The organism is Streptococcus sp. 3167, from assembly GCF_013277175.1.
Taxonomy (GTDB): domain Bacteria; phylum Bacillota; class Bacilli; order Lactobacillales; family Streptococcaceae; genus Streptococcus; species Streptococcus pseudopneumoniae.
Map to the genome: position 1 here is coordinate 11,108 of NZ_VMML01000030.1, position 21,425 is coordinate 32,532.

General features: G+C 41.8%; 18 protein-coding genes and 1 pseudogene. 4 read left to right on the plus strand and 15 right to left on the minus strand.

All coding sequences use genetic code 11. The annotated features are described in order from the left end of the window. Nucleotides 1-81 precede the first annotated feature (81 nt). From HT678_RS05545 to HT678_RS05560, 4 genes are read right to left on the minus strand one after another with little or no spacing between them, the layout of a single operon-like run. Nucleotides 82-660 (minus strand): uracil-DNA glycosylase family protein, encoded by a 579-nt coding sequence (locus HT678_RS05545; protein ID WP_100104478.1) that lies wholly within the window; start codon nt 658-660, stop codon nt 82-84. Nucleotides 661-713: 53 nt separating this feature from the next. Further along, complete coding sequence (gene pepV / locus HT678_RS05550) at nt 714-2,114, minus strand: dipeptidase PepV (RefSeq protein ID WP_172924664.1); 1,401 nt, start codon at nt 2,112-2,114, stop codon at nt 714-716. Between the two features lie 12 nt (nt 2,115-2,126). After that, entirely contained in the window at nt 2,127-2,732 is a 606-nt protein-coding gene (locus HT678_RS05555; RefSeq protein WP_000670162.1) for a nitroreductase family protein, read from the minus strand. Then, entirely contained in the window at nt 2,719-2,901 is a 183-nt protein-coding gene (locus HT678_RS05560; RefSeq protein WP_007284762.1) for a hypothetical protein, read from the minus strand. Before HT678_RS05560 ends, HT678_RS05555 begins: the two co-directional genes overlap by 14 nt. A 1-nt stretch (nt 2,902) precedes the next feature. On the opposite strand from HT678_RS05560, the gene HT678_RS05565 reads away from it, so the two are divergent. Next, a complete protein-coding gene (locus tag HT678_RS05565) occupies nt 2,903-3,703 on the plus strand; it encodes an amino acid ABC transporter substrate-binding protein (RefSeq protein WP_000714611.1) in 801 nt (266 codons plus the stop codon). Between the two features lie 179 nt (nt 3,704-3,882). Here the strand turns inward: HT678_RS05565 and HT678_RS05570 are convergent, their stop codons facing one another. The 8 genes from HT678_RS05570 to recJ form a co-directional block, all read right to left on the minus strand. Continuing rightward, entirely contained in the window at nt 3,883-4,716 is an 834-nt protein-coding gene (locus HT678_RS05570) for a metallophosphoesterase family protein (protein WP_172924666.1), read from the minus strand. Then, a complete protein-coding gene (gene uvrC, locus HT678_RS05575; protein WP_050208126.1) occupies nt 4,706-6,553 on the minus strand; it encodes an excinuclease ABC subunit UvrC in 1,848 nt (615 codons plus the stop codon). Before uvrC ends, HT678_RS05570 begins: the two co-directional genes overlap by 11 nt. A gap of 38 nt (nt 6,554-6,591) precedes the next feature. Continuing rightward, on the minus strand, nt 6,592-7,293 hold the full coding sequence (locus HT678_RS05580) for a M57 family metalloprotease (RefSeq protein WP_172924668.1): 702 nt from the start codon (nt 7,291-7,293) through the stop codon (nt 6,592-6,594). A 78-nt stretch (nt 7,294-7,371) separates the two neighbouring features. Beyond that, entirely contained in the window at nt 7,372-8,604 is a 1,233-nt protein-coding gene (gene murN / locus HT678_RS05585) for a peptidoglycan bridge formation alanyltransferase MurN (RefSeq protein ID WP_172924670.1), read from the minus strand. A gap of 4 nt (nt 8,605-8,608) precedes the next feature. Continuing rightward, complete coding sequence (locus HT678_RS05590) at nt 8,609-9,829, minus strand: aminoacyltransferase (protein WP_172924672.1); 1,221 nt, start codon at nt 9,827-9,829, stop codon at nt 8,609-8,611. Nucleotides 9,830-9,959: 130 nt separating this feature from the next. After that, the gene (locus HT678_RS05595; RefSeq protein WP_050260986.1) at nt 9,960-10,739 is read right to left on the minus strand and encodes an alpha/beta hydrolase family protein; all 780 of its coding nucleotides are present in this window, start codon (nt 10,737-10,739) and stop codon (nt 9,960-9,962) included. A gap of 68 nt (nt 10,740-10,807) precedes the next feature. Then, on the minus strand, nt 10,808-12,469 hold the full coding sequence (locus HT678_RS05600; RefSeq protein WP_000065625.1) for a ribonuclease J: 1,662 nt from the start codon (nt 12,467-12,469) through the stop codon (nt 10,808-10,810). A 173-nt stretch (nt 12,470-12,642) separates the two neighbouring features. Continuing rightward, a complete protein-coding gene (recJ, locus tag HT678_RS05605) occupies nt 12,643-14,865 on the minus strand; it encodes a single-stranded-DNA-specific exonuclease RecJ (RefSeq protein WP_172924674.1) in 2,223 nt (740 codons plus the stop codon). Between the two features lie 176 nt (nt 14,866-15,041). On the opposite strand from recJ, the pseudogene HT678_RS05610 reads away from it, so the two are divergent. The 3 genes and pseudogenes from HT678_RS05610 to HT678_RS05620 form a co-directional block, all read left to right on the plus strand. Next, nucleotides 15,042-15,671, plus strand: a pseudogene (locus HT678_RS05610) (amino acid ABC transporter ATP-binding protein); the annotation flags it as partial. 236 nt (nt 15,672-15,907) lie between these two features. Beyond that, entirely contained in the window at nt 15,908-16,567 is a 660-nt protein-coding gene (locus tag HT678_RS05615) for an amino acid ABC transporter permease (protein ID WP_000443886.1), read from the plus strand. Nucleotides 16,568-16,862: 295 nt separating this feature from the next. Beyond that, nucleotides 16,863-18,053 (plus strand): ferric reductase-like transmembrane domain-containing protein, encoded by a 1,191-nt coding sequence (locus HT678_RS05620; RefSeq protein ID WP_000835817.1) that lies wholly within the window; start codon nt 16,863-16,865, stop codon nt 18,051-18,053. A gap of 320 nt (nt 18,054-18,373) precedes the next feature. Here the strand turns inward: HT678_RS05620 and HT678_RS05625 are convergent, their stop codons facing one another. The 3 genes from HT678_RS05625 to vncR all read right to left on the minus strand — a co-directional run bounded on the left by HT678_RS05625 (nt 18,374) and on the right by vncR (nt 21,377). Continuing rightward, complete coding sequence (locus HT678_RS05625) at nt 18,374-19,255, minus strand: class II fructose-bisphosphate aldolase (RefSeq protein ID WP_001019001.1); 882 nt, start codon at nt 19,253-19,255, stop codon at nt 18,374-18,376. A gap of 140 nt (nt 19,256-19,395) precedes the next feature. Further along, nucleotides 19,396-20,724 (minus strand): sensor histidine kinase VncS, encoded by a 1,329-nt coding sequence (gene vncS, locus HT678_RS05630; RefSeq protein ID WP_100104489.1) that lies wholly within the window; start codon nt 20,722-20,724, stop codon nt 19,396-19,398. Continuing rightward, entirely contained in the window at nt 20,721-21,377 is a 657-nt protein-coding gene (gene vncR / locus HT678_RS05635; RefSeq protein ID WP_000697964.1) for a response regulator transcription factor VncR, read from the minus strand. Before vncR ends, vncS begins: the two co-directional genes overlap by 4 nt. Nucleotides 21,378-21,425: the final 48 nt, after the last annotated feature.

The window sequence follows — 21,425 nt, forward strand, 5'->3', positions numbered from 1 at the left end:
GTCAGTTCTATCCACAACCTCAAAGCTGTACTTTGAGCAACCTGCGGCTAGCTTCCTAGTTTGCTCTTTGATTTTCATTGACTATAAAATGGTTTTAATTCTTTTTTTCAAATCTGGCACCACTTCTGACTCAAACCAAGGATTTTTGGCCATCCAGATTTGATTTCGTGGTGAGGGGTGAACTAGTGGAAAATAGGTTGGCAGATAGTCTTTATAGTGTTTCACCCTCTCCGTTACCTTGCCACTGATTTTCTCCTGTAAATAGTAGGCTTGGGCATATTGCCCAATCAAGAGGGTTAACTGAATATCAGGCAATTCCTGTAAGAGCTGCGGATGCCATTTTTCTGCAAAACCTGCTCGCGGCGGTAAATCACCTGACTTACCATGCCCTGGAAAGTAGAAATCCATAGGCAAAACAGCAAAATAACCTGAATTATAAAAGGTATCTTCATCCACACCTAGCCAGTCCCGCAAGCGGTCACCACTTTTATCTTTCCAGTAAAGGCTTGCTTCTTGAGTTTTAAGTCCCGGAGCCTGACCGATGATATTGATGCGAGCAGTTTTTGGCGCTGCAAAGAGAGGCTCAATGCCACGCTCTGTATAGCTGGCATTCTGCGAATCCGCCATGATAGCCTGTTTGATTCTTTCGATTTGAGACATCTACTTTCCCTCCAAAAAGAAGTCCAAGCATACCATCTCAGACTTCTATCGTTTTATTTGATCAATTCGTAAATAGCTTCGGCATAGATTGCTGCTGCTCGGAAGAGATCGTCCAAGGCGATAAATTCATTGGCTTGGTGCATGGTATCAATCGAGTCTGGGAACATAGCACCATAGGCAACTCCGCGCTCTAACAAGCGACCAAAGGTTCCACCACCGATGACTTGTTCATGACCTTTAAGGCCTGTTTGTTTTTCATAGACATTCAACAAGGTTTGCACAAGTGGATCTTCCATTGGCACATAGTGAGGGGTATGACCATGTTCTGATAGACTGACAGAAGCAACTGGCAAGTTTTCTAGGATTGACTTGATTTGTTCTGGACTTGTTCCTTTTGGATAGCGGATGTTAAGGGCAATGGTATTATCAGCACTTGTTTCATCGAAGCGGAAGACGCCGGCATTCATAGAAAGAGCACCCATCTTTTCATCCACATGAGCAATCTTGAGATTTTCACCCTCATGATCGTTCAAGAGAATTTTACCTGCGATGTCAAGGTAGTCTTTGGCTGGACCAGCAAAGCCAAACTGGCTGAGGAAGAGGGCAAGGTAAGTTGCGCCATTGACACCTGAAGCAGGCATAGCACCGTGGGCTGATTTACCAATGATCGTCACCTTGTATTGGCCAGCTTCTTCTTGGAGTTCTCCTCTAAGTTTGTGTTCTGCAACAAAGGCATCTAGTTTAGCTTGCAAGTCTGTCAAGTCACCTGAAACGACTGCTGTTGCTGATTCTGGTACCATATTTTCACGTAAACCACCTGTAAAGCTGTGAAGACGGGCTGCACCTGTATTTTCACCTGCAAAGTGGAGGTATTCCGTGATGTTTCCTTTTTCACCATTGATGATTGGAAATTCAGCATCTGGTGAGAAACCAAAGTCTGGCTTGGCGAGTCCTACGTGCTCGAAGTAGTAGTCCATATCTGCCCAGCCTGATTCTTCGTCTGTTCCAACGATGAAGCGAACTTTCTTAGAAGTTGGAAGGCCCAATTCTTTGATGATTTTCAAACCATAGTAGCAAGCTGTTGTAGGTCCCTTGTCATCTGAAGCACCACGCGCATAAAGGCGACCATCTTTGATAGTTGGTGTGTAAGGGTCTGTGTCCCAACCGCTACCAGCAGGCACCACATCCATATGGGCAAAGATGCCGAGAACTTCTTCTCCATCACCAAACTCAAAATGTCCTGCGTAGTTATCGACATTCTTAGTTGGGTAGCCATCGCAGTCTGCGATTTCAAGGAATTTCTCCAAGGCTTTTACTGGACCAGGTCCAAATGGATGCTGGGCATCAGCCTTGCTATCATCACGTTCTGAGTTGATTTCCAAAAGGCTAAACAAGTCAGCCAAGAGGTCTTCTTTGCGTTTTTCTACTTCTGCTGTAAAATCAATTGCTGTCATTTTTTCTTCTTTCTATCTTTTCTCGATGATTTCATCTACTGGCAAGCGGTAGCTTGGTTCCAATTTGTCGTCTGTGTAACCCACTGTGATCAAGAGTTCTGGGCGGAAACGGTCTTCGATTTCCAAAACTTCATTAACTTTTGATTTGTCAAAACCAAGGATAATATTGGAACCAATTCCTTGGTCTGTAAGAGCGAGAACCAAGTTCATAGCAACCAAACCTGCATTGAGTGCTAGGTAGTCGCTGACTTGTTGTTCATTGTAGCGTGCAAATTCAGCAGGCAAATTCTTCATAAAATATTGAAGTTGCTCTTCAGAAAAGTTATTAGCACCACCAACACGAGCAATCTTACGAGCGCGTTTAGCCAAATCTGTGTCTGTAAAGAGGGCAATGGTTACAGGCGCTGATGATACCTGTTCAAAGTTTGAACCGTAAGCCAATTTTGCTAGTTCGGCATTTTTCTCACGCACCACTACAAATTTCCAAGGCTGGCTGTTGTGGGCACTTGGTGCCAAGGTTGCAATTTCGATAGCCGTACGCACATCTTTTGGATCCACTGGCTTATCAGTGAAATGCTTAGTCGCATGACGTTTTTTATTTAATTCAAGAAATTTCATAATCGATTTCCTTTTCTAATTCTACTGCTTCCATTCTACCATAATTTGAAAGAGCTTGCAGGGATTTTTCATGATTAAGTTTTTTTATTACAGCCATAAAAAATATATATTGGTTCATCAAGAAAGTTTCTGATAAACTAGCAAGTACTTTACATTTGAATGGAGACATTATGAAAAAATTCAGCCTATTACTAGCCATCATCCCCTTTTTAGTTGCCTGTGGGAATCAATCCACACCCAAAGAGACTAATTCTCAAAAGGCAATCGTCGTTGCTACAGCTGGCGATGTGCCACCATTTGACTACGAAGATAAAGGCAATCTGACAGGATTCGATATTGAAGTTCTAAAGGCAGTGGATGAAAAACTCAGCGACTACGAGATTCAATTCCAAAGAACTGCCTGGGAGAGCATCTTCCCAGGACTTGATTCTGGTCACTATCAGGCTGCGGCAAATAACTTGAGTTACACAAAAGAGCGTGCTGAAAAATACCTCTACTCACTTCCAATTTCAAACAATCCCCTCGTCCTTGTCAGCAACAAGAAAAATCCTCTGACTTCACTTGACCAAATCGCTGGCAAAACAACACAAGAAGATACTGGAACTTCAAACGCTCAATTCATCAATAACTGGAATCAAAAACACCCTGACAATCCTGCTACTATCGATTTTTCTGGTGAAGATATCGGTAAACGAATCCTAGACCTTGCTAACGGAGAGTTTGATTTCCTAGTTTTTGACAAGGTATCCGTTCAAAAGATTATCAAGGACCGTGACTTAAACCTCTCAGTCGTTGATTTACCTTCTGCCGATAGCCCCAACAACTATATCGTTTTCTCAAGCGACCAAAAAGAGTTTAAAGATAAATTTGATAAAGCGCTCAAAGAACTCTACCAAGACGGAACCCTTGAAAAACTCAGTAATACCTATCTAGGGGGTTCTTATCTTCCAGATCAATCTCAGTTACAATAATACTCTTCGAATATCTCTTCAAACCACGTCAGCTTTATCTGCAACCTCAAAGCTGTGCTTTGAGCAACCTACGGCTAGCTTCCTAGTTTGCTCTTTGATTTTCATTGAGTATAAGATATATTAAAAACGATTGGGCCAGCCAATCGTTTTTAGTTTGCATTGGTTATTTTAGGAAACTTTTACAAAAAATCAAAATAATCTTTCACATCCTCTACATACCCATGCTTTTCTATTAAGCTGGCTAAGAGTTCCAGATTGTGTCCCTGATAGTTATCTTCACGACGTAATTCTTCATACATTTCTATAAATGGAAGCCCCTTGGACTTGGCCAATTCTAACTCCGCTTCGTAATCATAAGCAACTTTACGAAATTGTATATTGACCAATTCCCCATCTTCAACCTCTATCACGGCATACTGGGCACGGTGATTTTTTAACGCATCCCAATTAAAATAGGGCATGCCAATCGACCCTGGATTGATGATTTGTTGCCCTTGACTGCCGTAACGAAGCAACTGCTTGTGGACATGACCATAGACTGCCACGTCGGTTTCCTCATCTAGGAGTTGGTCAAATTTCTCTGTATCATTCTCAACTAGCAAGTCACCACCATAGTTTTTGTCAGGTAAATTATGAGAGATAGAAAAGCGCAATCCGTCAATTTCTTTCTTTTCCAGCAAAGGCAAGCTTCGTAGCCAGACAATCGTTGCAGGATCCATTCGCTCCATCAAAAACTGGGTCAATCGCATGAGCTGGATTTCTTTTGGATGTTCCAAACCGTATTGCCCATCCAAGACCTCAAGGACACAATCATCCCAATTGCCTCGAACACTGGCTGTGATAGGAAGGTCCTTTAGCAGGGCGACCAAGTCATTTGCACCTGGACCAGGTAGAAAAATATCTCCCAGAATCCAATATTCACTGACTCCTTGGGTTTTAGCATCTGCAATCACTGCTTCTAAGGCTGTCGCATTGCCATGAATATCTGATAAAATTGCGATTTTATGGTTCATGATGGTCTCCTTCTGTTTGATAATCTACTCTTTCTTCTGCCACTTGAGGCAAGGTTTCTGTTTCCTGCGAGTTCAACTTCCTCTGCACAGCTTCTGCAACGACTCTAGGCACACCGACTTCGACAATCTCATCCACACTTGCTTCCTTGATTTTGGTCAGAGACTTGAAGTGCCTCATGAGATTTTGCTTGCGTTTAGGTCCCAGACCGTCAATCCCATCCAATTGTGATGAAAAGGAATTTTTGGAGCGCAGTTGGCGATGGAAAGTGATAGCAAAGCGGTGCACCTCATCTTGGATACGTTGGAGGAGGAAAAATTCCTGAGAATTACGAGACAAGTCCACCACTTCCAGCGGATCTCCAAAGAGCAATTCATGAGTTTGGTGCTTATCATTCTTTTGCAGACCTGCAATGGGAATATCCAAGCCCAGTTCCTCTTGGATGACTTGCTTGGCGATATTGACTTGACCTTGTCCCCCATCAATGACAATCAAATCTGGAGGAGTCAAACCTTCTCGTTGTACTCGACCATAACGTCTGCGAATAACCTCACGCATACTGGCATAGTCGTCTGGTCCAACGACAGTCTTGATTTTATACTTACGATAATCTTTTTTACTTGGTTTGCCGTTGACAAAGACCACCATAGCTGAAACAGGACTAGTCCCCATGATGTTGGAATTATCGAAGGACTCGATGCGAACTGGAGTCGGAATTTGGAGCAAACGTCCTAGATTTTCAATAGCTCCTTGGGTCTTTTCGACTGATTTTTCTAGCAGGTTAAATTTCTGCTCCAGACTAACACGTGCATTTTTTATGGCTAGATTGACCAGCTGTTTTTTCTCTCCACGTTGGGGTTTGAGAATCTTGGTATCCACCAAAGCCTTGACAGCTTCTTCGTCAATATCCTGCGGAATCAGTACCTCATTGGGAACTAGGTGAGATTTTTCTTGATAGAATTGTCCCACATAGGTCAAGAAATCCTCATCTGGATCATTGAAGTAGGGGAAGAGATTGACATCGCGCTCGATGAGCTTGCCCTGACGAACAAAGAAAACTTGCACACACATCCAGCCCTTATCCACATAGTAGCCAAAGACATCGCGATTTTGGAGATCCTTAGCCATGACCCGTTGCTTGGTTCGAAGCGTTCCAATAGCCTGAATCAGGTCACGGTATTCCGCCGCACGTTCAAACTCCATAGTCTGAGCCGCCGCTGCCATTTTGCCCTTGAGGTTATCAATGATTTTATCATCTTGCCCTTTCAGAAAATCAGAAACCTCCTGAGCCATAGACTTGAAATAATCCTCATCCTTCTTACAGATGGTGTGGCTCATGCATTGGCCGATATGGTAGTAAAAACAGACCTTAGACGGTGGATTGGTACACTTACGAAAAGGGAAAATCCGATCCAGTAGTCGCTTGATTTCATTGGCTGCTCCTACATCTGGATAGGGACCAAAGTAGAGACCTCCGTCCTTCTTGACCTGACGAGTGATAATCAAGCGTGGATAGCGCTCATTAGTGATTTTGATGAAGGGATAGGACTTGTCATCCTTGAGCATGATATTGTATTTAGGCTTATTTTCCTTGATCAGGTTGATTTCTAGGAGAAGTGCCTCAATATTAGACTCCGTAACGATAAATTCAAAATCTACAATTTCAGACACCAAAGCCTCTGTTTTGGTATCATGACTTCCACGGAAATAGGACCGCACGCGGTTACGCAGATTTTTAGCCTTTCCTACATAGATAATGGTGCCGTTTTTATCCTTGTGAATGTAACAACCAGGGCTGGTCGGCAAGAGCTCTAGTTTTGATTTAATCAAGTTGTTCATAATTCCATTATAGCAAAAAAGTAGGGAAAAATAGTCCCCTACTCATTGGTCTCATATAATTTTCGAAGTCTTTCAACATCCTCTTCCTGGATACCATAAAAAGAACCTGCTGGTTGCATGACAGACTTCTCATCTGTATGATCCAAGCCAATCGCATGCCCCAACTCATGTTCTGCCGTATGGACAAGGCGCTCATAGGAATAGCCATAGTCAGGATTGGACAGATAATAATGATTCAAGCGCACCGTTACGGATAAGAATTGCCCTGTTAAGAGATTAGTTTGACTTTCCGCCTCTCCTGCCACAGGAGTGCCTCCGTCGTTCATCTCCGTAGCCGTAATATCCGCCTTACTAGACTCAGTCACGAGTTCAAAGTTAAAAGCACCAGTTTGATTCCAGTTCTGGATTGCTTCTACATAAGCCTCTTGAAATCCTGAATCCATCTGGGGATCCAAGTAAATACGAGCAGAAGCCTGCGGCCACCTTCCTTCAGAATGCTGGTGGCTATCAGTCTGGCTTAACTTAGGCAGTTGCCCTGTTTTTCCCCATTGGTCGATACTTTGTTGACCAATTTTTACTGACCGCTCTGCTTGCTTTAGCGCTTCTTGAAAATCTCCGTTCAAATACCAGAGAAGTCCGAAAGCAAGCGCACATAAGAGCACAACTATCCAAACCAGACGCCAAAACAAACGCCACACAAAAGAAGAGAAAGCCCCTATCAAACGAAAAAGCCAGCGCATGTCTCTCCACCTTTCTAGCAAATAAAAATTATTTTACTAAAAGAAGCTGAAAGAAAGCTAAATACTGGCTTTTTCATCTTAACGTCCTACTATTTTTTTGAGTAATTGAATAGCTTTGTATTTTAAAGGCGATGGATGGTAACGGAAAGTACCTGCTTTGCGTACAATATAGCCATTAAAATTCTGTTTAAAACGTAAAACACCATCACTTCCATCAAAAATCCCTTGAATCCCTAGGAAGTTGTATTTAGGTATTCCACGTTTTATGCTTTCCAACATAACATATTTTTGAAGCAGCGCAGGGGCATAGAACTTATTAAATTCAGTGTAGGAACCACTAAAGAGGTAAGTCGTTTCCTGAGGCATATAAACAAATAAACTCCCGGCTAAAACAATATCTTCTTCTCCATATTTTTCAATCAAGTCTCTCGCTTCTGCTTTTCGAACTTCAAACGTTTCAAATTGACTAGAATATTCTCTCAGTTGATTTTGTTTTTTCTCAGAATGAGGATTTTTACTCAAATCAAGTCGTAACTTGTCCAAGATTTCTTCTAGTTTACTTTGCTCACCTTGCAATTTACTCATATAGTCCGAAAAATTTAAACTTGCTATGAGAAACTCCGCTTGTTCTCCAAAAGCATCATAAAAATGCTCATAATATTCTAAACTTTTATCACTATATTCTCTACGTTCAGAGGTCTCTTTTGTGATGTTTTTAAAAATCGATAGTTCTTCACGTTTTAACTTTTTCAACCGAATGCCAAAGGTTTCAGCCTTTTTCACCAAAGGCTTCCCTTTTCTGCTAAAACTTTTAAGCAAATTCTTTTCAGTTAATTCTGTCAAATCCTTATAATATAACCAATCCGGCTCTCCACCTGGATAACCCGTTGTCAATCCATCAAATTGATAACCTAAATCAGTCAAACCTTGAATGATACTTTTTTTCTCAGCATCTATTGGATTACCTTGGCTATCAAAAGTTTGATAAGTTTCATAAGGTTTTACAAGCAACTCTAATACACCATTTTGTTTGGCATATTCTTTTAACTCCGCATAAAAAACTGGAAGAGCATCTTGTTGGGTATAAATCGGCCCCGAATTGATCTCCATATGCAGACCACCCAGCATGGGCAAGCTATAAACCAGAGTTGCAACTTGAATTTCTCCTTCTTGTTTCAAAGCAAGGTAAACAATTCGAGCTCCTCTTTTTTCTAACAAGTCCCCCATCTGGACCGATTGCATAAAGGAACGAGAAGAAACCTGATCAGAATAAGCCTGAAACTCTTCTTTCGTGAGTGTAGTTAGTGCCATATACTTACTTTCTATGTTTTTTTCTTAATGTTTTACGGAAATCAAGAGCAAGTCTTAACAGAGGATAGAGAGGATGAGTGGGTATTGTAAATTCACCCAAGTATTCTTCAATCGTTGGATTAAAATTAGCTTTAAAACGATAGAGTCCACCATCTAAAGCATTCTCGACGCCTCCTAAATTTTGCCATAAAATGCCACGTTCAAAGGAATATCGAGCTGTCTCATACCAAGTCAAAATAGGAGCTTTATAACGTCTAAAATCTTCATCCATTCCTGCGTATAGATTGACAGAAGTTTGTCCGAATTCTAAAGTCAAGGTAGCTGCTAAAGGAACTCTTGCTTGACCTGCATCCATATATTCCTGCAGGAAAGTCAATTCCTCTAACAAACGTTCTTTTTCCTTCTTCTGCGCTTCTACTTTTGAAGTTCGAGTCGACTCAGTAAAGGTCTCTTCCAAGGCTCTGTTTTTCGCTAACTGTTCTTCTAATTCTTGCGAACGTTTAGAAACATCCAAGGTTGCCAAGGTGATATAGGCCTTGTCCTTAAAATTATCTAACAATTTTTTATAATAGGCTTCATTTCTCAAATGAATCTCTTTTCGCTTCTCGGTTTTTTTCATCAAAAAGGAAAAAGAGTCCAATAATTCAGTTCCACCAAATTGAATCTCTACCCCCTTATTCCGTGCTGTTCGAATAGCCTGTTTTGTTGACTTGGAAAGTTTATCTTCTTCAAAATTTTCCTTGTATATTTTTGCCTGAATACGAGGCTGAATGGTGTCCCCCATTTCCTCTGTTTTTCCCGACCACCTTACTCCCATTTGTTGCAAACTATCAATAATAGCCAGATTTTCAGGAAATTCTGTTTTTTCCTGATTGATTAAACTTTGAGATAGGCAAATACTTGGGTCAAAAGTCACAAAAACCGCTCTCTTACTGCGAGCATAGGACTTAATAGACTGAATGACAAAACTCAAAAGTTCTGTATCCCCATAATCCAATATAGGTCCTCTTGGGATGTAAAACATTTTATAGCCTAGCGGAAGAGTTCTAATCAAAATACTAGCTGTCGCCAGTAATTTTTCTTCCCTGTAGACACCAAACTTCTCATGTTGCCAATCAGACTTCACTTCTTCCCAAGCACTACTTTGTAATACATTGGCTAATTCATGGTCTTTGACAAACTGATCATATTCTAATGTGGGAATACCAATTTGATAACGGTACATTTCCTACTCTCTTTCCTCCAATATCTTATTCCTATTCTACTACTTTCGTTTGAAAAGTCTAGTGAAAACAGACTTCCATCATTGTTTTGAAGCCAAGAATAACTATAGATAGTGGTTCATTTATAAAAAACTAACTCAATCTCTCTTCTAATTTGAAATCGATTGGCAGGGTTGCTAGAAACCGTTCCAATTGTTTTTCCCAATAATACCACTCGTGAGTTCCAGCGCTATGGCTATAGGTCACATCAAAACCTAATTTTTTGAGATTTTTCACTGCTAGATTATTGGCTTCATACAAGAAATCCTGTTCGCCACACCACGCCCAAAGTTTGGTATTTTTATCCGATTTTTTAGCCAGACTTTCAAGAGAATAGGGACTAGTTGTCCAGTCTCTAATCTCTCCAAAAACACCTCTCCAGTAGGCTGGACTTCCCAGATTTTGGCTCTCAGGAGAAAAATCTTGAAAGCTGAGAGCACCTGAAAAACTAGCTGCATGAGAAAAACGATTTGTCGCAAGAGCCAATTTGAAACAGCCGTAGCCTCCCATGGAGAGACCAGCGATAAAGGTCTTTTCACGCTTACTGGTCATATTAGGGAAGAAGCGTTTCAAAACCTGTGGCAATTCCTCTGCTAGAGCCGTGTAGTAGTCAAAACCATATTGGGTATCGGTGTACCAACCGTTGCTGGTATTAGGCATAACAACAATGAGATTAGTAGCTCGAAGCAAGCGTTCTACATTGGTCCGCTTGAGCCAACTATTATGATTGCCAGACATCCCGTGCAAGAGGTACAAGACGGGAATATCTTCACACTCTGGTTCTTCCACTCGATTGGCATCAGGGTAGAGGACATTCACTCCCCACTCCATATCCAAAACTTGTGAGTAATACTCGATTTTCATTACTGCCATGATTTTCTCCTTCTATTTTCCGATAAGAAAAAGCCGAAACTAGACTTTATCTTTACTTATTTCAATGATTATTTTGCTTCCATGACTACTGGTAGAATAGCTGGACGACGCTTAGTTTGATCAAAGAGATACTTGGTCAGATTATCCCGAACCTTGCCTTTAAGATCTGCCCAGTCAAAGTCATCTCCTTGCAGATAGTCTTCTACCGTTTTGTTAATCAATTCTGAACTTTCACGGAGAATATCGCGACTCTTCTTGAGATAAACAAATCCACGCGTGTGAACACGGGCCTTGGCCACAATTTTCTTCTCACGACGGTTAACGGTAATTGCTACGATGAAAATACCGTCCTCTGACAAGACCTTACGGTCACGAAGAACCACATTTCCAACATCACCAATGGCATTCCCGTCAATCAAGACATCCCCTGCTGAAACCGCTCCAGCTGGGACAAAGTCCCCATTCTCATAAGCCATGCTGGTTCCCTTTTTAGGGATGAAAATGCGTTCTGGCAGCATCCCGACCGCCATAGCAGCCTTAGCGTGAGCATCTAACTCACGGTATTCCCCTTGAATTGGGAAGAGATACTTGGGTTGCAAGAGATTGATCATTAGCTGCAAATCACGCGCATTTCCGTGCCCTGATACATGTAAACTTTGTGTAATCAATTTGACAACCCCTCCTGCCTGATAAATCATATTTTCCACACGCGCAACGAAGGCTTCTTTAGCAATAGACGGAGCCGTAGCAATATAGACCAGGTCCCCATCCTTGATTTCTACATAACGATGGCGACCAATCGACATCTTACGAAGTCCATTGATAGGTTCACCCATACGACCTGTCTCAAGAATAATCAACTCATGATCTTCAAAGCGAGACATATCTTTCGGCTTAATCAAGAGAATTTCGTTGGCTAAAGACAACTTCTTGAGACGAATCGCTGTGCGGACGATATTTTCAATATCAAATCCTGTCAAGACGATACGTCGACCTGTTTTATCCGCAGCGTCAAAAATCTGCTGGATACGAGAAAGGTTACTGGAAACAGCTGCAACGATGATACGACCTTCCCAGTCAGCAATGGTTTGGGTAATTTCATCTCTAACTTCACTTTCACTAGCCACCTGAATATTGCTGTCCGCATTGGCCGAATCACTGAGGAGAGCCAGGACGCCGTCACGACCGATTTCTGCCAAACGAGCGAAGTCTGTCGCATAGGATTCACTAGCTGTCTGGTCAAATTTGAAGTCACCTGTATAAACGATGCTCCCTTCAGCTGTCTTCAAGACAATTCCCAGGCTCTCTGGAACGGAGTAAGTCGTAGGGAAGAAGGAAACCACTGTCCCACCAAAATCAATCTCCGTATCTTCATCAATAACATGAAAATCATTAAATTTCTTGACTGCGTCATTTCCTTTGACAAAGAGTTTTGCCAACTCAATGGTCAACTCAGAGCCAAATACAGGTACCTTGGCTTCAGCCAAGAGATAAGGCAGAGCACCAATAGCATCTGCATGTCCGTGAGTTAAAAATACCCCAGCAATTCGATCTTTATTTTCAAAAAGGTAGTCCATCTTTGGAATCACCACATCGACCCCTAATTGTTCATTTTCGGGATATTTTAACCCTGCATTCAAAACAAAAATGGACTCTCCAATTTCAGCAATGTACATATTTTTCCCATTTTCACGTACACCACCAAGTGTTGTTAAACTAATATTACTCATTTTTCCTCCAAAATCTTAGTTTATCTTGATTATAGGGTTGCTTACCCTCTTATTCTAAAAGCACTATTACTGTTAGCCGAATCTTTTCCTACCATTATACCATTTTTTTGATGATTTTCAAAATGAAGATTTGTTTTCAAAAAAGAGCTGGTTGCCCAACTCTTTCCTAACTTCTACTCTTTTTCCATCAAAAAATCATAAATTTCTTGCACGGTACCCAGCGCCATCATTTCCTGGTCTTTGACGGTTTGTTTGAGATTCTGGTAAATCTGACTTTCCCCTATCTCCCGCTTTGGTGCCTCTTTATTGACTGTCATGACCCCATCTTTGATGGTCACAAAGCCTAGTTCTTTAAAGACTTGAATCATCTTGACCAACAAGATTTGTTGAATATTAAGATAAGTAGCCAAATCTTTCAGCTTGTAGCGAATATCAAACTCTGGAAACTGGTAGATGGTCTTGTACAATTTAGCAAACTGCTCTCTAGTCCCATAACCTGTCAGATAATAGGCCTTGTCAATATCATTTTTGAAATAGACAGCAGAAAAATGCTGTTCCTGAAAAATGGTCTTCAGCAAGGTAATATCCTCAGGAATAGTTTTTACGACAACAGCTTCACTAATCGCTAAATCTGGCACTTCCCCAGCAAAATCTAAGACTGGAACTCCTTCTGGTAAGACTGCATTCTTCCCACGGATGTTAAAAAGTTGAACACCCTCCACACGCGCATCCACCATCATCAACTGGAGAGCAGTTTGGCCATTCCATTGATTGACAGACAATTTGACTGCCAGCTCTAGATTCTTGGTTTGAGAAAACTCTGTCGCCCATCTGCCTTGACCAAAGGCTACCACTTCAAAACTAGCCTCACCCTTGGAAATTTTCAACTTGAGATGAGCATTACCTGCCCCCATAGTACGGGCACTTTCGACCTGAAAATTCTTGATATAAAAGACAGGTTTCTGATTGTCCATGCCAAAAGGTGCCAAGCGCTCAAAGTTCTTGACTGTTTCAAGACTCAAAGTCTCCAAATCCAACTCTTCATCTAGGTTTAACTTATTCTTGCCACTAGCATCGGCGCCTTTTTCACGGACATAATCTTCCAAAACCTGAGATAAATCTGAGAGTTTCTCCACTTCCAGCGTCATTCCTGCTGCGCCAGCATGACCTCCAAAGGCGATGAAGAGGTCTCGATGAGGATCCAGAGCCTCAAAAATATCGACCGCTTCCACACTACGAGCACTGCCCTTGGCACGACCGTCTTCTATATTAAGAACGATGACTGTCTGTCCCAATTCTTCCAACAAACGACCAGCCACGATACCTAGAACCCCAGGATTCCAGCCTTCCTTGGCCAAGACCTGAACCTTCTTCTCAGGATCCACCATGATCTTGGATTCTTCATAGATAGACTGTACGATTTCCTTGCGCTCTTCGTTTTTCTGATGAATCATAAGGGCAATCTCGTGAGCTTCCTCGTCGTCAAATCCAGTCAACAAATCAATGGCAGGATTAGGATCATCCAAGCGGCCCAAGGCATTCAAACGAGGAGCAATCTGGAAACCAACCATTTCTTCTGTTACTTCGTTGGCAGCAATCCCAGCCATATCCAGCATTTCTTGTAAACCAATGCGCTGAGTGTGGCCCAACATTTCCAGACCATATTGCACCAAAATGCGATTTTCATCCGTCAGACTCACCATATCAGCAATGGTGCCAATAGCGACCAAATCAAGCAATTCCACTTGTACTTCTTCTAACAGGGCACAAGCCAGCTTGAAAGCAACTCCACAACCAGCCAAATATTTGAAAGGATAGTTCGCATCTGGATGTTCAGGATGGACAATAGCATAGGCATCTGGTAAGGTTTCAGGCATGGAATGGTGATCTGTGACAATGACATCCACTCCCATAGACTGGGCTAGTTCAATGGCCTCATGACCAGCAACTCCATTATCCACTGTCACAATCAGGGAAATTCCTTCTTGCTCGATAAAGTATTTATAAACACTAGCATTTGGACCATAGCCATCAGTAAAACGATTGGGTAGGTAAACACGGCACTCGGCACCAAGCTGTTCCAAACTTTCCTTAACAATAGAAGCCGAAGTCATGCCATCCGCATCGTAATCACCGTAAACGAGGATATTTTCCCCTTCTTCAATGGCCTGACGAATCCGTTCCACTGCCTTATCCATATCATGGAGTAGATAAGGGTCATGCAAGTCCTCTAAGGAAGGCTCTAAAAACTTCTTCAGACTTTCTTGGTTCTGAATCCCTCTTTCAAATAATAACCGAGCCACCTCAGGACCTAGTCCAGCCTTCTTGGCTATCTTTGTAAAATCCGCATCTTCAACCTGCGGGGCAAACTGCCATTCATAAGTAGGTGTTATCAAAAAGACATCCACTCTTTCTAAGAATTCTATTGCTTCATTATAACATGATTTAGACGTTTTCTCTATCCAGATTGCTTTTTTATAAAATTTTAGTGAATTTTTTCAGATATGATTTGACAAGGCAATTCTTTTGGTGTAGAATCGTGTTATAAAATCTAACACAAAGGAGATTCCTTATGGCTTTAGTAGAATTTGAACACGTCGAAAAATATTACGGAGACTACCATGCACTCCGCGACATCAATCTCCGTTTTGAAAAAGGACAAGTCGTTGTCCTACTCGGACCATCTGGTTCTGGGAAATCCACTCTTATCCGCACCATCAACGGTTTGGAGGCTGTTGACAAGGGAAGCCTTCTAGTAAATGGTCACCAAGTTGCTGGTGCCAACCAGAAAGATTTGGTACCTCTACGTAAGGAAGTCGGCATGGTTTTCCAGCATTTTAACCTCTACCCTCACAAAACAGTGTTAGAAAACGTAACGCTTGCACCCATAAAAGTTCTAGGAATTGATAAAAAAGAAGCTAAAAAAACAGCCCAAAAATATCTGGAATTTGTAAATATGTGGGACAAGAAAGATTCATATCCAGCCATGCTGTCTGGTGGACAAAAGCAACGGATTGCCATTGCACGTGGACTCGCTATGCATCCTGAACTCCTCCTCTTTGATGAGCCAACATCTGCCCTTGACCCTGAAACCATCGGCGACGTTCTGGCTGTTATGCAAAAATTGGCCCACGAGGGTATGAATATGATTGTCGTTACCCATGAAATGGGCTTTGCCCGTGAAGTTGCCGACCGCATCATTCTCCCTCCTTTGACCAACCAAATTGTTAACCTCATCAAGAACACCTCAACAGTCGCTATCATCTCTGGAGTGGACTTGATGTTTGTGACCAAGTCTTGGTCAGCACTTAACGGAAACTACATTCCAGCCTTTCTAGGCGCTGCCCTTCTCTACTTTTCTCTATGCTTCCCTGTTGCCCAGTTTGGTCGCAAGATGGAACAAGCTAATAAAAAGCCTATTCACTTTAGGAGGTTACTATGGAATCCATTTTAGAAGTTTTGACCCCAGATAACCTAGTCTTTATCTTTAAAGGATTTGGCTTGACCCTCTACATTTCTCTGATTGCCATCGTCCTCTCTACCCTTATCGGTACGGTGCTAGCTGTCATGAGAAATGGCAAAAATCCTGTCTTGCGCATTATTTCCAGCATTTATATCGAATTTGTGCGCAACGTTCCCAACCTTCTCTGGATCTTTACTATCTTTTTAATTTTCAAGATGAAATCCACTCCAGCAGGAATCACTGCCTTCACACTCTTTACATCAGCGGCTTTAGCTGAGATTATCCGAGGCGGTCTCAATGCCGTAGCCAAGGGGCAGTACGAAGCAGGAATGTCACAAGGCTTCACTTCAGCCCAAATCCTCTACTACATCATTCTCCCACAAGCCATTCGTAAAATGCTGCCAGCCATCATTTCTCAGTTTGTAACCGTGATTAAGGATACCAGTCTCCTCTACTCTGTTATCGCCCTACAAGAACTCTTTGGAGCCAGCCAAATTCTCATGGGCCGTTATTTCGAACCAGAGCAGGTCTTCAGTCTTTATATACTGATTGCCCTCATCTACTTCAGCTTTAACCTAGCCATTTCTAGCCTATCTCATATGCTAGCAAAACGTTGGCAACAAGCTGCAGAATAATACTCTTCGAAAATCTCTTCAAACCACGTCAGCTTCACCTTGCCGTATGTATGGTTACTGACTTCGTCAGTTCTATCCACAACCTCAAAACGGTGTTTTGAGCAGCCTGCGGGCTAGCTTCCTAGTTTGCTCTTTGATTTTCATTGAGTATAAACAGCCACTCTCCAGTTCAATTGGAGAGTTTTTTATAAGAACAGAGATTTACACACCTAGATTTGACACCATACATTTTCTATGATAAAATGTAACAAATTCATTTACAACAAATCGAAATCTAAATGAAATGGAATTTTCTATGAAATCAATCAAAGGACTACTCTTTATCATAGCTAGTTTTATCTTGACTCTTTTGACTTGGATGAACACTTCTCCCCAATTCATGATTCCAGGACTAGCTTTAACAAGCCTATCTCTGACTTTTATCCTAGCCACTCGTCTCCCACTACTAGAAAGCTGGTTTCACGGTTTGGAGAAGGTCTACACCGTCCACAAATTCACAGCCTTTCTCTCAATCATCCTACTAATCTTTCATAACTTTAGTATGGGCGGTTTGTGGGGCTCTCGCTTAGCTGCTCAGTTTGGTAATCTTGCCATCTATATCTTTGCCAGCATCATCCTTGTCGCCTATTTAGGCAAATACATCCAATACGAAGCTTGGCGATGGATTCACCGCCTGGTTTACCTAGCCTATATTTTAGGACTCTTTCACATCTACATGATAATGGGCAATCGTCTCCTTACATTTAATCTTCTAAGTTTTCTTGTTGGTAGCTATGCCCTTTTAGGCTTACTAGCTGGTTTTTATATCATTTTTCTATATCAAAAGATTTCCTTCCCCTATCTAGGGAAAATTACCCATCTCAAACGCTTAAATCACGATACTAGAGAAATTCAAATCCATCTTAGCAGACCTTTCAACTATCAATCAGGACAATTTGCCTTTCTAAAGATTTTCCAAGAAGGCTTTGAAAGTGCTCCGCATCCCTTTTCTATCTCAGGAGGTCATGGCCAAACTCTTTACTTTACTGTTAAAAATTCAGGCGACCATACCAATAATATCTATGATAATCTTCAAGCCGGCAGCAAAGTAACCCTAGACAGAGCTTACGGACACATGATCATAGAAGAAGGACGAGAAAATCAGGTTTGGATTGCTGGAGGTATTGGGATCACCCCCTTCATCTCTTACATCCGTGAACATCCTATTTTAGATAAACAGGTTCACTTCTACTATAGCTTCCGTGGAGATGAAAATGCAGTCTACCTAGATTTACTCCGTAACTATGCTCAGAAAAATCCTAATTTTGAACTCCATCTAATCGACAGTACGAAAGACGGCTATCTTAATTTTGAACAAAAAGAAGTGCCCGAACATGCAACCGTCTATATGTGTGGTCCCCTTTCTATGATGAAGACACTTGCCAAACAGATTAAGAAACAAAATCCAAAAGCAGAGCTTATTTACGAAGGATTCAAGTTCAAATAAGTACTCATACTCTCCTGGGATTCCCCAGGAGAGTTTTTTATAGCCAAATGAAATAAGACCAGAGCGATGAAATTTTGGAATTCAAATCAATTGATAAGAATGTTTTATAGTGGAATGAAATAGGATACGAACAAATTGATTAGGAAAATCAAATGAATTTATAGAAATATTTTAGCAGTTATATTGTCCTGTTCTAGTTTCAAAACGCTATAGAAGCAGCATTGTGCTAGTCTAGATTCAGTTTACTATACTAAAACGAGTAGCTTGAAATCAAAAAACCCACCCTCACAGGCAGGTTTTATCTGTATTATTCAGCTAGATTATGCTTTACCTTCTGAACCGAATACGTCGATACGTTCTTCAACCGATGCTTGGATAGCTTTTACACCGTCAGCCAAGAATTTACGTGGGTCGAAGAGTTTTTTCTTATCGTATTCTGCTTCGTTTGCTTCGTAGTCACGAGCAAATTTACGAGTTGCGTTAGCGAATGCGATTTGGCATTCTGTGTTAACGTTAACTTTGGCAACACCAAGTTTGATAGCTGCTTGGATTTGCTCATCAGGAATACCTGAACCACCGTGCAATACGATTGGGAATCCTGGAAGAGCTTCTGTCAATTTTTGCAAGTGGTCAAGGTCAAGACCTTCCCAGTTTGCTGGGTAAGGACCATGGATGTTACCAATACCAGCTGCCAAGAAGTCGATACCAGTTTCAACCATTGCTTTAGCGTCTTCGATTGGAGCCAATTCACCTTTACCGATGATTCCGTCTTCTTCACCACCGATAGTACCAACTTCAGCTTCTACTGAGATACCTTTAGCGTGTGCTTTTTCAACAACTTCTTTAGCCAATTTAAGGTTTTCTTCAACTGGAAGGTGTGAACCGTCAAACATGATTGAAGTGTAACCAACTTCGATACACTCAAGTGCATCTTCGTAGTGGCCGTGGTCAAGGTGGATAGCTACTGGTACAGTGATACCCATTGATTCAACAAGGTTAGCGATCAAGTTGCGAGCAACTTTGTAACCACCCATGTATTTAGCAGCACCCATTGAAGTTTGGATCAAAACTGGAGCTTTTTTAGCTTCTGCTGCGCGCAAGATAGCTTGAGTCCACTCAAGGTTGTTTGTGTTAAATCCACCAACTGCATAACCGTTGTCACGAGCTGCTTGGACAAATTTTTCTGCTGAAACGATTGCCATTTTATCAGGCCTCCTGTATATTTTTATGGGTCACCCCATTTACATTGTTCATTTTATCACTTTTTGACAAAAAAATCTAGTTTTTCCCGTAGTTTCAATTGAATTTCTTCTAGCTTCATCCATGTAAACCCTTTCTATCTCTAGTCTTGGGCGACTTTTGGAAAAGCTATGAAGAAGGTTAAACGATTCTCCTCCATCTCGAAATGATAAGCTAATTTTTCATGTTCCAATAGACTCTTGACCACAAAGAGTCCCATCCCAGACCCTTTGGGCTTGCGACTAGCATTATCAGAAAAAGACTGGGCTAGTTTTTCTTGCTCTTCTGAGCTACAGCTATTCTCGATAAAGAGTTCCCCTTCTCTTTCTCCAATGCCAACCAAGCCACCTGGAACAGAGTGCTTGATGGCATTGCTGATGAGATTAGAAAGAATCAACTTCATAACTGATGGGTTTAGATAAGCCTGCTGATGGGTCAAACTATTGTCAATCTGGAGCTCTCTTTCCTTGGCGAGCAAGGCATAATCCTTAACCAGACTTTGTGTCATCTGGAGGAGGTCAATTTCTTCCCTATCATCTCGCAACTCCTGCACAGAAGAGAGGGAAAGTATCTGCAGAACATGGTGATTGAGTTCATCCACAATCCCCAAGGCAACTCCCAGATACTGGTCTCTATCCTTATAACGACCGATATTCTCTTTCATGTTTTCGATCAGGATTTTCAAACTAGCCAGCGGTGTTTTCAGTTCATGAGAAGCCCCTCGTAGGAATTCGACCTTCATCTTCTCCAGCTGGAGAATGGCTTCATTCTTGTCATGCAAGTCTGCAATGACAGTCAAAAGATGCTGGTAAAGGCTATTGATTTGTTCCTTGAGATCACCAATCTCATCCTTAGAATCCACGCGCAATCGCACTTGGGAATCCAGTTCCATCATTCTACGAGTCACCCGTTTGATTTCCAAGATCGGGGCAACAATGGTCCGAGCATAGATGTAGGCCACCAAAAGGGAAATTAGAAAGGATGCCAGCAAGGTATAGGGAAGAAATTGGAGACTGATTTGCTCTGCTTCCTTTTGCAAATCCATAGAAACCAGAAACTGGAGAGTCATGGTGCTACCATCTTGCGTTGTCACCTCACGCTCCTCAATAAAGAGAGAGGTGGTCTGACGGTCCGTATCCAGAGGAATGCTGTCCTTGACTTCTAACTTGTCCTCTGTCATCTCGCCCTTAACGACCCCCTTGATATCACTAGTCTGGGAATACAAGTCTAAGACTTGCTCGATACTCTGTCTATCCTTTCCTTCTAGTGACCGGGCAATAGCTGTCGCTTTCTGGCCAATGGTTTCCTGACGATGACTCAGATAAGTCGAGGGAAATAGAAAATAAATAGCTAAATGAAGGCAGATAACCAGAACACTAAATATCGAGAAGGTATAGATAAATATCTTTGTAAATAAACCTGTTCGTCTCATTTTCGCTCCAATTTATAACCAACATTGCGCACAGTGAGGATGCAGTCCAGGTCTAGTTTTTTCCGCAATTCCTTGATATAAACATCAATGACACGGTCAAAGGGAACCTCATCTGTCGCTTTCCAGACGGCATCGATAATCTGAGACCGAGTCAAGGCCCGGCCTTCATTTTTCACCAGATAGTCCAGAATTTCCAACTCTTTGGCATTGATAAGCACTTCTTGACCTGCTAGACTGGCACTGTAGCTCTCAAAATCCACCCTGGCATCTTTATAAGAGAAGATTCGTCCTGTATCGTAGTATCTCTTGAAAATTGCATCCACCCTCACTTTTAAGAGGGAGAGGGAGAAGGGCTTTTCCAGATAGCCATCTGCCAGAGAAGCAAAGGCACTCATCTTGTATTCCTCATCCTGAAAGGCGGTCAGCATCAAGACAGGAACCTGACTGGTTTTACGAATCTCAGCTAGGACTTCTAGACCATTGAGCTTGGGCATCTGGATATCTAGTAAAATCAAGGCTACTTCATAGCTGGAAAATTTTTCTAAGGCTTCTTGCCCATCTGCAGCCTCAAGGGTTTCATAGCCACAATCCGTCAAATAATCACTGACCCCCTCACGGATCATCTCTTCATCTTCTACAATTAAAATTTTCATACTTTAACTGCTCTCTATTTTTTATTTTTCTTATACTCAATAAAAATC